Source organism: Cytobacillus purgationiresistens (assembly GCF_030813235.1).
In the GTDB taxonomy this organism is placed as follows: domain Bacteria; phylum Bacillota; class Bacilli; order Bacillales; family Cytobacillaceae; genus Cytobacillus; species Cytobacillus purgationiresistens.
This window is the reverse complement of the sequence record NZ_JAUSUB010000001.1, coordinates 399,162-411,799: the sequence shown is the minus strand read 5'-3', so window position 1 is coordinate 411,799 and position 12,638 is coordinate 399,162. Positions and strand designations below refer to the sequence as shown.

Genomic DNA, 12,638 nt, shown 5'->3' with positions numbered 1-12,638 from the left:
TTTCTTAAAATCTAATGATTTTCAAATAGCAGCTCTTTTATTTCATATTCTAATTCCATAATACAATCTTTAATGAATGTAGCATACCTTTCATTTAGCCAATCTCTTGAAAACTCATTAGGTGAATAGAAAGTGAAAGTACCGCCAACCATCTTTAACTTCATATCGAAGCCGGGGGTAAAGAGCATGAGTTCGGCGCCCGTTACCATGATCACCTCCGCCCCCGTAACTCGGAGGCATTCGGCCCGTGCGGAACAGTCCGCAAACAAGGCAAGCAGCTCCTCTTGGTCGAGCTCGTTTGTGAACGGTGAGAACCAGACCTCGAGGCCTTCTGCTGCAGCCGCTTGTGCAGCAATCTCCAGGCGATCAGGCTCGCCGCATGTCACGCGTACAGCAGTGCAATGGAGGTCTCGACGTATAATTTCCATCTCCCTGTACACTCTCGCCGTTCGAATTTGGTGTGTGAGCTGGTTCCTTCACTTAGAAATCCCGTGTCATAGGTCACTCCACGCATACGCATAATGAGTAAACTCCTTTCGTTCTCACAATATATAGTTTGCCTAATAGTTTTGTAACCTATAAATTAGGTTACCTAAGCATATTCAAGTAAAAGTAATTATTGCTTGATACACTACCTTAAACTGCCAATTAACTAATCCCCCCTCTGAGTCTGCTTGTCATATATGGACTATACCTCAAACTGACGTCAGGTGGCCACTAGAAAAGCGTCAGAATAGGATAGTAATAAATATTAATTGACCTATTCCACAAAGGGTTATAGATTTATTCCTGACACTATTGGGATGAGGAGCTAGATACTAAAATGTTACTTTGATTTTGGGAATGAGTGTTGGTTCCGTGAATAGCCGCAAATAGATGGTTATTTGATAAGGTAATTAAGAGAACCATAAATTTGATATATTTAGTAAGATAGATATGAGATTGTGAAGAAATGTACTTAAGCTAACATGGTTAGTTAAAGCATCTTTTGACCTTCTATTAATATATTGGAACCTTTAGTCATTATGTATTTCTAATAAATTAATTAAACAGTTATACTTGGTACAAATATTCCTACTAGAAAGGATAATTTTAAAAATGGAAATTAAGAGTTTAATTAGAGTTAAGACAAGGCGGGGATTAAGAGACTGGCTTGAGGAAAATTCAAATACAGAAGGATTTTGTTGGGTAATAGTAAGTATGAATGAACAATCAGAAGTCATCCAGTATTTAGATGCAGTTGAAGAAGCATTATGTTTTGGTTGGATTGATGGGATAAAGAAGAAAATATCAGATACTGAACTAGCTCAAAGGCTTTCCCCAAGAAAGACAAAAAGTAATTGGACAGAATTAAATAAAGAAAGAGTAAGGAGATTAGATAAATTAGGTTTGATGAAAGAAGACGGACTGAGAATTCTTCCTGATATGCGACCTGAAACTTTTACTATAGATATAGATATTGAAACTCGTCTGAAAGAAGATGACCAATTATATCAGAACTTCATTAATTTTCCTGAACTATACAGGAGGATTAGAATTGATACAATACAAAGTTATAGAAATGAAACTGATATTTTTAATAAAAGGTTGGATAAGTTTATTGAAAATACAAGAAAAAATAAAATGTACGGTCAGTGGAATGACAATGGACGCTTAATCAATTATTGAGGAAAGGAAAGGAAAGGAAATGAGAATTGAAATTAGAACGTTTGTTATCAATCATATTCAAGCTCTTAAATAATGAAATTTTGTCAGCTTCTAGTTTAGCTGATGAATTTCAAGTATCATCGCGGACAATTTATAGAGACATCGAAACTATTTGTGCGGCTGGAATACCAGTCGTTTCTTACCAAGGTACTAACGGAGGTTTCGGTATAATAAATGGATACAAATTTGATAAAAGCTTAATGAGTTCTCATGACATAATGAATCTAATCACAGTATTATCTAGTTTATCGAGTATTTTTGAAGATAAGGAAGTTGAACATACTATAGATAGATTAAAACTACTGGATACAAGTGTCAACAATGAGTCTTTATTGGTTGACTTGCAAAGCCATAGAACAGAACCAAATTCATTAATGAATCTAAGAAAAGCAATACATGAAAAAAGGGTAATCCGTTTTGATTATGTAAGTTACAAAAATGAATTTACATCACGTGAATTAGAACCTATTCACCTTCATTATAAGTTCCGTAACTGGTATGTATATGGTTATTGCAGAGAACGTCAGAATGATAGAGAATTTAGAGTATCACGTATGATGAGTATAACTCTGACACAAGAAAAGTTTCTACAGAATCACGAAATTAAGGGTGATTCATCTTATTCAAACTGTAATCCAGAAGGATTTGAAGATGTAGTAATACGGGTGAATCCTGATTCATTAGTAGAAGTATTAGACCAATTCCAGAATTCTTCAAAAGTCATTAACAATGATGGAAGTATGACATTTACAATTTCTGTTTATCAACCTCTACATGCTGGATGGCTTAAATCTATTCTTTTAAGCTTTGGTAGTGGAGCTAAAATTATAAAACCTATGGGGCTGCAATCAATATTAATAGATGAGGCAAAAAATATAATTAAAGTTTATGAAGATATATGACAATCTGCTGTCATATATCTTTCTTTATAATACAAATATCAACTATTAAAGGAGTAGATGTTAAATGAACCATGCAAAAAATATGTATGAGTACCATATTTGGGCTAATAAGATGTTACTAGAAAGATTAAAAGAATTACCAAGCAATGTCCTATATGAAGAGGTTAGTAGTTCATATCCAAATATTGCTCAAACGTTTAGTCACATCTATGTGGTAGATGTTATGTGGTTACAAGTACTTAAAGGAATGGATATGCAAGAAGCATTAGAAGCTTCTATGGCTTTCTTAGAACAGACTAATTTATATTCTGTAGATGAATTTGTTAAGTCTTATGAAGAACTAGCATTACAGTATGAAGAATGGATGAATAGCCAAAAAGATTTAGAACAAAAAATTAATTTGAATAATCCTTGGTCAGGTGCGAGAGCAACATCTTACTCAGAAATTTTATTTCATGTTGCTAATCATGGTACTTATCATCGAGGTAACATAACAACTATGTTAAGACAACAAGGGTACGCTTCGACAATGAATGATCTCTCTTTATTTTGGTATCAGGGTTAGGTCAAATAGTACTTGCAAATTAATGATAACTCATATCTGAGAATGCAATAAAATAGTGATCTTATTTTTACAATAAATGTGGTTTAATTAAACGAACGAGCTATAGTTTAACAGGTCAAACACAAAAAAGTCGATTCCTTATCGTTGAACTGACATTATAAAAACTCCACCGATACAAGAATAGCATAAAAACTCATTTGCAATTTATTATTGCAAATGAGTTTTCTATCACTAGCTGACATGTAGCTTTATTTTTAAAATATCGCTTGTTTTAATCATTCTCATTTAATTATTTTGCTCAAGGCATTGATAAACCGCCATCATATCACGTTTATTTAACTCACGAATACGATTGAAAATTGGAATATCTGCAACAGCCTCGATATTTAAGCTTTCAGCAACAACATCACTTACTGTTCCAGTTAACCATGTGTTTACTTGTATGCCTTCAACAAGTTCCTTAAGGCCATCATCATTGATGCCACTTGCATAACAACTTACACATGGAATTGTTAATTTAAACACGCCATCGTGTAGATTATCTTCTGATATCGCTTTCTTTCCTTTACAGAAAGGACATGGATGGCTTTTTTTAATTTTATTTATTTGGGTAACTAATTTTTTGTAACCAAATGCTTCATAAACATATGTTAGTTTTTTGTATTTTCCATTGGTAAAATACTTATCTATGATCGTTTCTCTTGTTTCATTGATTTTAGGAAAATCACAGATGGTCACTTGATTATTGTTGCTAATGGATTCGATATTGTCTTTGATGGTATCCCAGAATGGTAAGACATTTTGTAATACCATTTCATAACCCGTAAAGCTTGCTTGTTCTAATTCAAACATCTTCAATGCGACTTGTGTTTTTCTAGGCATTAAAGAGACATCTTTTGTCAAAATCATATCGCCACCTACAATAGATTTAAGTTTGACGAGTGCAGGTAAATCACCTACTATTTTCAATACTTGGTCAATCGGCTGATTGATCATTTCACGAATATCTGTGTCTCCAAATTTTAGCGGTTTATGGTGGTTTAAAACAGTACCCTCGCAAATTGGACATGTAATCATTTCTTTAGAAGCTTTTATTTGCTCTTTAATCATTGCTTTTGAAACGAAAATATACATACCAACGATGGTATTAAAACCTACCCATGTTCTACGTGCCTTGCCTTTCTTATCATAAAATGACTTTTCGAAATACCCATACCAAAATGTATGCTTTTCTGCATCTGACATCTCATTATAGCTTTTCGTCAGGTCATGACCAAGCTCATTCTTAATTTCTTCAAATAGAAATTCTAATTTGGGGTATTGATAAAATTTTAATACTTCCATTACTTCTGGATAAAATAGACCATCCCAGAATGGAAGATTTTTATCTTGAATCGCAAGATCTTTATCAAATATTTCAATCTCAAGTCGTCCCGAGCATGATGGACAATGATTGTCCCGAGAAAAGAAATCAAAGCTTCTCGTATCTTTATTGGTAGGATGCGACGCTATAATGTGGTTAATCATCCCTCCAATTTCATAAATAAAACTATATTGACTATACAAATGTCTTTCAAGATCAATGGCAATGACAGGTGCTATTTGTTTAGAATCGTATTCACCATAAATCAAACGGGCCATTGATGATAAGCTTTTTAAAATACCGCCTTTATAGACATTTTCTGCATTTTTAAAATAGCCGATATGATTATCTTTTAAATGCGTAATGCCATTTTGTGATTTGAGTGTAGATGAAATCAGCGATGGTAGCACGATATCTTCCCTATTTTTAGTCTCAATATATTCATGATGACTAACGACATCAAGATGCGTGACAGGTTCATTCTTTCTGTTACCAAAATCAACGATAAAATCAGAACTTTCCATCATATAGGCATTGTGTTCAATCATCATAATTGAAACTGATTCATCTTCTAGAATGCCCCTGATACTATCAATGAATTGATTTAAAATATTTTGTGATAAACCTTTTGAAGGTTCGTCAAAAATGAAAAGTGTATGAGGATTTCTAGAGTTTGCAAACAGTTCCGCGACTAAATGCACACATTGAAATTCACCCGTCGATAAGTCCTTAGTTTTTCTATTTAATGTCAAATAACCAAGGCCAAGTTTGATCAATAAGCTCAAACGTTTATGTGCGATATCTTCATTTGGAAGTTCATCAATGATATCTTCAATTGAGCGATCGAAAATGTCATCAATTGCTTCACTATATTTTGTGATTTTCTTTTTAATATCAAGAAAAGTCGCAACAGTTGACCGACTCGTAATGGATTGGTTTCGATCTTGTCCAACCATAATGAGCTTATCGTTTTTGTATTGCATCTGAAAATCTTTGGCAATACATTCGTTGACAAGTGTAGATTTGCCACACCCAGACTCTCCGGTAATGGTTACAAGTCTATTTTTTGGTATTTTAAACTCAGTCATTTGAATATTACGACAATATAAATCATGAAATTGATAGTAATCTGTTGGGGCTTCCTCATTTCGTTCTATGTGAACTGGTTTTGGACGCGGTGATTCATCCACGATTTTTCCGCCATATTTACCACTCCCAGGTCCAAAGAATACACAGGTCTCTGTTGTATCGAGCACGGTGTCAGAATGGTCAATAAGCCAAATTTGATTCTTATTGCCTAATTGTTTAATTTGTTCTAAAATTTTCAGTAATGTTACATGATCAATACCGACTGATATTTCATCAATGATAATGACAGTATTTTCACTTACAGCCATGAATTCTGCAAGGTAAAGGCGAGTTAATTCTCCACCAGATAATGTACCCATAATTCTGTTTAATGTTAAGTAACCCATATTCATATTGATTATGTTTTTAAGTATATGCTGTTTTTCTTCACTAATATTTAAATCTTCTGATAGCGAAAGAATAGTTTCAATACTTAAGTTGTTCATTTCTGATATATTATGCGGTTTACCAAATAAATCGATTGTATATTGCCGTGCTTCCTCGTTATAACGCCTTCCATTACACACAGGACATTCAACATTTTTGTTAGTACCACGGCCTTTACACTTAGGACACCAGCCTAATTCATTATTAAATGAAAAGACTTCTGGAGAAAGGTTATATTTTTCAGCAAGTCTTACACGAATCTCTGTAAATACGCCAGTATGCGTGCCAATTGTTGAACGTGGATTAGAAGAAATTGATGATCTTCCAAGAAAAAGCACTAAAGGCATTTCTTCCATATTAATAGCACTGAAATTCGTTTCCATAATATCAGGAAATAAATATTGATATTCAGCCTTTGGCAATAATGAAACGAGACGTTTCTTTGACTCTTCGCCAATTGTCTGAGAAAAAGTTGTTTTACCAGATCCAGACAAACCCGCAATGCCTAACGAGTGATCAGTTGGAAGCACTGCATCTAATTTGTTAATATTGTTCGCAATTAATTGATTGATTTTCATTGTGATATCCTTTCAATTCTCTAAATTTAGTCTTTCCATATTTGCACAACTTAAAATGCATTTGTTGTATTTTTTTCGAATCGACAAACTCATACTAATTGAAATTTCTTGTTATATATTCACTTATACCGTTTTGAAGAAACAATTCCATTCGATCGAATCCAGCAATTAATGGGGGTTTTTCAAGGCACCCCCATAAAGTATATAATTAACTCTCAGCTTAGTCCTTTCTTCCATTAAGAATGACACTTTCCGTGTTCTGGAAAAGCGTCCGATTTCGGAATAGTGAATGTGTGATAGAGCTGCGAAAACATTTCAACTGTAGACAAATAATTATTCATTCAATATCCATTAGTATTCATTCTTAACTAATACCCAATAAAGGCATCCTTTTTGATATTCCGTTTTGAGATATTATTATTTTTTAAATGAGCAGAAATAGAATCTACCATTGGCTTCGGTCCTGCAATAAAGTATTTGCCATTGTTCTTATTTAAGGTGGTAAACTTATCTATTTCCTGATGTAAGTCATTCCTTGAATAAAGGTAAGTTACACTTATTGAAGGATTGCTAGCAATTCCATCAAGTTCATCTTTATATATATATGACTTTTTGCTGTCAATATAGAGTAGATTTATTTGTTTCTGGACTCCATTTCCTTCTGCCACTATTTGTTTTACTATCGACCGAAATGGTGTAATTCCAATCCCACCTGCAATCAAGAGTGAAGGACTGTTATCTTTTAGATAAAAAGAGCCTACAGGTCCACTCATACTCACTTTCATTCCCTGTTTTAATTCTAACATCGCTTTCTTAAAATCACTTGGGTCATCACTAATACCCATTGTTATTTTAACAATATTCTCTGTGGGAGAAGAGGCCACACTGAATGGCCTTATAGATTTTTTTATGGTCTTATGAGTAATACTAAACAAACCATGCTGCCCTGCTTTCCAGGTTAAATCTTTCTCTTTTTCAAATAGAAAGGTATATACATCTTCTGCTTCCTTGTAGCTTTCTAAAAAAGATAGTTCTCTCTTTTTGAATATTGGTAAGGTATCTTGAAAAAAACCCATTTCGCCATCTCCCTTTTTATCATTTGCTACCCATACTTATCTGAAACTGCTTTCATTTGCTAATACGAATTCTTTGAAAGAACGTGGTTTTCTCTCTGTTAAATCAAACAGCTGTTATGTTCGATCACAGTGACTGTATTTATAGAATATACCAGACGATTCATGATAAACGGCTCAGTCCTATACTGAGCCGTTTGCTTTTCCTAAACGTTAGGTTAATACTAAAAAAATAGGGTTCAGAGGTTTGGTCTTACATTTCCACTAATATTTTTTTAAGTTCTTCACCCATACTCGCCCAACCATATTTCGCACCATTGAACGCTTGATTTTCTTTTTCGAATCCTGTTTGTTCAAGGTGTAAGTAGGTTGTTTCATCCTCTTGCTTCAATGTCCATGTGACAGTAGTGTTTATCGGACCACCTATCCATGTGTAAGATAGCTTATAAGGCTCGTTCACTACTAATACTTCACAATCCACAATTAAATTCCACTGCTCATTTCGGAATTGACATTTATGTCCTACGATTGGTTTAAAGTCATTTTCCATTATCCATTTTGCAAGAGTATCCGAATCTGTTAATGCACTCCACACCTTATTGATTGAACTTGTAAACTGAAAATCTAATGATAAATCTGCCATCATTTATTCCTCCTCTAACAAATTTTTTAAAATCAACACTTTTTCCTTCCAAAACTTCTCGTAAAAGGTTACCCAATCCTGAATTTCCCTTAAGGGAGCCGCATTTAGTCGATACCTTGTTTCTCTACCAACCTTTCGGTCAGCAAGTAGTCCAGCTTCTTTTAGGATAGCCAAATGTTTAGAAACAGCGGTACGCCCCATTTGAAATTGAGCGGTTAATTCGTGAAGAGGTAACTCTTCTGCATCTGCCAACAAACCTAGCAATTTTCGTCTTGTTGGGTCAGCGATGGCTACATAAACATCACGCTCTTGATTTTTCTCGCTCAAAATCACCCCTCCCTTATTAATTGGACACCAATTAGTGTCTTTAGTATAGGACACTAATTGGTGTCCTGTCAATTTTATTTTTGACATCATGGTATTGTTTTATTCTGCTATCATAATAGGGGTGCGTCAAGTTAGCGTCAGGGAAGTGCGGACTTACAAAAAGCTAGTCCATCAGGTTTCTTTGCTCCTTATAAAGGAAACAAAAAAAGAAGCATGTCGCTTGCATGCTTCTTTTTCCCTCTAATAGCAGGACGTGGTCCCTCTACTAATTTGACGCATTGATTATCAGCTTCGGTTCAAAATTGACGGTTTCTCCCCCAAAAAATTCAATGATATTCGAGGTTATACCTGCAGTTGACATCGCTCTTATTCTGAATTGCGTTACACCATTTGAATTAATATTGGCTAATGCACTGGCAGGTAAAGATATATCAATATATTCTCCAGTCAGTGAGCCTGTGCTGGCAATATTTGCAGCAGTGGCTGCTGCTGAATAGTCCAGTTGTTCAATAGATGAACTACTACCGAAAAAACCTTTCTTTATATCTAATTGTAGTGATGAAATGGTTCCTTGAATATTCTTTTGGTATAAACGAATCTTAGCAGAATGGATATTGCCTGCCACACCGTTTGTATTAAAGGATAAAATCCCTCTATATGTGTCGGTATTATACATGCCTTTATCGCCAACTTTAATCGCCGCATTACTTTTGCCGTCAGCTACCAGTTGTCCGACATAGCCATCTTCATTGCCAATTGAAGTTAGTATCGTTCCATCATTAGAAGAAGGTTGGATGACATACATTTCTTGTTTTACACTTTCTCGATTTCCATTGGCATCTATACTGAAGTATTTCAATGTTGCGCTTTCTGAGACAGATATTGGATTTGAATAGACAGCAGAATTTTCATTAGGCTGGGTGCCATCTAAAGTATAATAAATGTTCGCTGGCTTATTTGCCGTAAGGGTCACTTGCACTGATGCATTATACATCCCGCCTTTTGGAGCGGCCGCTGTCACTGGAGATTCGGGAACTGGATTTTCCTCTCCCCCTTCGATAGATTGGAAGAATTCCCAAATCATTCTACTCGCATCTGGGCCTTGGGGATCTGTATAACTGCCCTGAGAGCTTCCACCAGACCATGCATGACCCATATTTTGAACAAATACTTTTTTCATCCATGTCTTATTGTCGCTTCCTTTATAACTGCTAACTGTATAGCTTTTACCTCCTGGGATTTGCAGGTTTTCTGACTGATCAGGCTGATCATCTATCCAACCAGTCTCTTCCTCCGTTTTACTTAAATTGTTTGTGACTGCCCATTGAGAGATTACTTGGTTTCCATTGACATTATTCACCGTATAGTCAGATGTGCCATGAAAGACGATAATCGGTAGGATTTTCGCTCGACTTCCCATCGCTTGATAAGCAAGCCTCCCTTGCTGAGCAGGATTTGGCCCTCCGCTGGACATTGCTGTATAAGCATTAATCATACTTGTAGCAGCTTTATATTCTAACCCCGCAGCTACAGCAACCCCTGAGAATACATCCGGATAGGTGGCTCCCATAATCACACTCATAGCTGCTCCAGCTGATAATCCACCAACGTATACTCGATCATTATTTATGGAGTAATTGCCTTTTATACTTTGAACCATGCCTGCAAGAACGCCAGGCTCTCCGCTTCCTCGAGATTGATGGCTAGGTTCAAACCAATTCCAGCATTTATTTGAATTGGCCGCAATGTTTTGTTCAGGGTAAAGAACTAAAAACCCTTTTTCCTCTGCAAGCGCATTCATTTTAGTTCCTGTCGAAAATTGATTGGCATCTTGCGTACACCCATGCAACATCACATATAAAGGATACGATTGACCGACTTGATACTGACTTGGCACATACAATGTATAGGACTTTCCTCCATAAGAACCGTTGATTACCTGCCCTGCTGCCTTCGTTGCTGAGGGAAAAGCGCTGCCAACTCCAACAATCATAAAACATAGACAAACAAGCGCAATGATTTTTGCTTTCATTCGATTTTAAGCCTCCTCTAATTGTTTGAATATGGCTATCAAAATTTTTGATGGTTACATCGCAGTTACAGAGTGACAAATATAACTGAAGATAGAAAGACGCACATTCAAATAGTCAATCACCTTTTAAGGATATTGGTCATGAAAAATTACAATCTAACCCGCTATCAGTATGGCTCCCACTGTTTTTGTTAACAGAGTGTAACCTGCTGCTTAATTAAGATTATTTTGTATCCTTTCGATTCGGTTATCTTTTCTCACTATTTGCCTGAATTACTTATGTATTTACCCCGGTATTTTACTTCATATCCAAGGCGCTTTTCTTAATAAGCATTTTTTTGTCGATTTTATTGACAAATGTCTTTGGAAGTTCGTCAATAAAATGAATTTTTTTTGGTACTTTATAATTAGCTAATTGCCTTTGACAATACGCTTTTAATTGATGTTCATCTAATTGTGGATTAATTGTAGAAACATAGGCATGGGCTGCCTCTCCCCAGATTGGATCATCGGCGCCAATTACTGCAGCCTCTTTAATATCAGCATGAGCCAGCAGTACATTTTCTATCTCAATCGGATAAACATTTTCACCGCCTGTGATAATCATATCCTTCAATCTCCCCACAATGAAAAAATAGCCATCTTCATCCCGCCGGGCAAGGTCTCCGGTTTTTAGCCACCCATCCTGTATGGCATTATGGGTTTCATGTTCATTTTCCCAATATCCGCAAAATACATGATCTCCTTTTATAAACAGCTCCCCTACCTCTTCTCCCTTGATTTCTTTGTCATTCATCATAATTTTTACGGAGTTCAATAGCATCGGTTTACCAACAGAGCCTCTTTTTATTTCAGCCATTTCAGGTGAGATATAAAAGTTATTCGGGCCTGCTTCGGATAATCCGTATCCTTCTTTAAAGGGCTGTTTTTTTTCCTTAAACTGATCATAAACAGGGTGCGGACAAGGAGCACCTCCTGAGAGAAAGCATTTCATGGACGGAAAATCCTCCGTTTTAAACTCCTCCATTTGCATGATCATTTGATACATGGTCGGTACAAATAATACGATTGTACAATGGTATTGATTGAGGTGCTGTACAGCGGATTTTGGTTCAAACTTGGCGCTGTACACTACGGTCCCGCCATTTAGCAGCACTGGCAAGGTAAGGGAATTAAGGCCCCCTGTATGAAACATCGGAAGAGCCGTATATGTTACTTCATCCCGTGTCAATCCCCAGCTAATAATGGTGTTCATTGCGTTGGCAAGAATATTTTTTTTGGTTAACACTACACCTTTTGGTCTGCCTGTCGTTCCTCCTGTATAGATTATGACTACTGGGGCCAGATCATCTTCGGATTCATTGAATGTATTCTCAGACGACATTACCATCTGTTCGTATGTAGCATCGATTATCAAGGTTTGGCCAAACTCTAAAGAGATCACTCTATCTGATTTAACACCAACTATTTTAGGTCGGCAATGGTTGATAATATATTGAAGCTCATTATCAGCCAAACGCCAGTTAAGCGGCACAAATATAGCATCCAGCTTCCAGCAAGCAAATAAAAAATCAAAGAAAGATAGATGGTTTTCTGCGCAGAGAGCGACCCTGTCTCCCTTCGAAATGCCATTTTCGCGAAAGTATTGCGCTAACCCATTTGCTCTTTTGTTCATTTCAAAAAACGTCCATGATTCTTGGTTGTCTGCATCAATCGCCGCGATAAGATTCGGTGTTAATGAAGCTCTGCCTGCTAACCAATCTGTCACATACACTATGATTCTCCTCCTTAGCGCATTCGGTCATTATCACATGATAATGCCTCCATCCACATGAATGGTCGTTCCATTCACATAACTGGCTTCATCTGAGTCCAAGAACAATAGGCATTTGCTATCTCTCTTGGCTTTCCTAGCCGCTGCAAAGGAACTTGT

At 36.1% G+C, this 12,638-nt stretch carries 10 protein-coding genes; 3 read left to right on the top strand and 7 right to left on the bottom strand.

The genetic code is table 11. The annotated features are described in order from the left end of the window. Positions 1-11: 11 nt before the first annotated feature. Positions 12-386, bottom strand: a complete 375-nt coding sequence (locus J2S17_RS02130) for a DnaA N-terminal domain-containing protein (RefSeq protein ID WP_307471433.1) — start codon at positions 384-386, stop codon at positions 12-14. 712 nt (positions 387-1,098) lie between these two features. On the opposite strand from J2S17_RS02130, the gene J2S17_RS02125 reads away from it, so the two are divergent. The 3 genes from J2S17_RS02125 (at position 1,099) to J2S17_RS02115 (ending at position 3,174) form a co-directional block, all read left to right on the top strand. Next, on the top strand, positions 1,099-1,668 hold the full coding sequence (locus J2S17_RS02125) for a YdeI/OmpD-associated family protein (RefSeq protein ID WP_307471432.1): 570 nt from the start codon (positions 1,099-1,101) through the stop codon (positions 1,666-1,668). Positions 1,669-1,694: 26 nt separating this feature from the next. Continuing rightward, the gene (locus J2S17_RS02120; RefSeq protein ID WP_307471430.1) at positions 1,695-2,609 is read left to right on the top strand and encodes a helix-turn-helix transcriptional regulator; all 915 of its coding nucleotides are present in this window, start codon (positions 1,695-1,697) and stop codon (positions 2,607-2,609) included. 64 nt (positions 2,610-2,673) lie between these two features. Continuing rightward, entirely contained in the window at positions 2,674-3,174 is a 501-nt protein-coding gene (locus J2S17_RS02115) for a DinB family protein (RefSeq protein ID WP_307471428.1), read from the top strand. Positions 3,175-3,459: 285 nt separating this feature from the next. On the opposite strand, the gene J2S17_RS02110 is transcribed toward J2S17_RS02115, so the two are convergent. From J2S17_RS02110 to J2S17_RS02085, 6 genes are all read right to left on the bottom strand, one after another. Then, a complete protein-coding gene (locus J2S17_RS02110) occupies positions 3,460-6,630 on the bottom strand; it encodes an ATP-binding cassette domain-containing protein (protein WP_307471426.1) in 3,171 nt (1,056 codons plus the stop codon). Between the two features lie 368 nt (positions 6,631-6,998). Beyond that, positions 6,999-7,706 carry an FAD-dependent oxidoreductase gene (locus J2S17_RS02105; protein WP_307471423.1) on the bottom strand — a complete coding sequence of 236 codons (708 nt, stop codon included), beginning with the start codon at positions 7,704-7,706 and terminating at the stop codon, positions 6,999-7,001. Between the two features lie 250 nt (positions 7,707-7,956). Next, entirely contained in the window at positions 7,957-8,346 is a 390-nt protein-coding gene (locus J2S17_RS02100) for an SRPBCC family protein (protein WP_307471421.1), read from the bottom strand. 3 nt (positions 8,347-8,349) lie between these two features. Further along, on the bottom strand, positions 8,350-8,673 hold the full coding sequence (locus J2S17_RS02095; RefSeq protein WP_307471420.1) for an ArsR/SmtB family transcription factor: 324 nt from the start codon (positions 8,671-8,673) through the stop codon (positions 8,350-8,352). A 265-nt stretch (positions 8,674-8,938) separates the two neighbouring features. Then, the gene (locus J2S17_RS02090; protein WP_307471418.1) at positions 8,939-10,705 is read right to left on the bottom strand and encodes an extracellular catalytic domain type 1 short-chain-length polyhydroxyalkanoate depolymerase; all 1,767 of its coding nucleotides are present in this window, start codon (positions 10,703-10,705) and stop codon (positions 8,939-8,941) included. 298 nt (positions 10,706-11,003) lie between these two features. After that, complete coding sequence (locus J2S17_RS02085; protein WP_307471416.1) at positions 11,004-12,479, bottom strand: class I adenylate-forming enzyme family protein; 1,476 nt, start codon at positions 12,477-12,479, stop codon at positions 11,004-11,006. Positions 12,480-12,638: the final 159 nt, after the last annotated feature.

What these genes read in the sequence shown, in the direction of transcription:
- J2S17_RS02125 (WP_307471432.1), top strand. Translation starts at nt 1,099, where the DNA reads ATGGAAATTAAGAGTTTAATTAGAGTTAAGACAAGGCGGGGATTAAGA.
- J2S17_RS02115 (WP_307471428.1), top strand. Translation starts at nt 2,674, where the DNA reads ATGAACCATGCAAAAAATATGTATGAGTACCATATTTGGGCTAATAAG.
- J2S17_RS02110 (WP_307471426.1), bottom strand. Translation starts at nt 6,630, where the DNA reads ATGAAAATCAATCAATTAATTGCGAACAATATTAACAAATTAGATGCA.
- J2S17_RS02105 (WP_307471423.1), bottom strand. Translation starts at nt 7,706, where the DNA reads ATGGGTTTTTTTCAAGATACCTTACCAATATTCAAAAAGAGAGAACTA.
- J2S17_RS02100 (WP_307471421.1), bottom strand. Translation starts at nt 8,346, where the DNA reads ATGGCAGATTTATCATTAGATTTTCAGTTTACAAGTTCAATCAATAAG.
- J2S17_RS02090 (WP_307471418.1), bottom strand. Translation starts at nt 10,705, where the DNA reads ATGAAAGCAAAAATCATTGCGCTTGTTTGTCTATGTTTTATGATTGTT.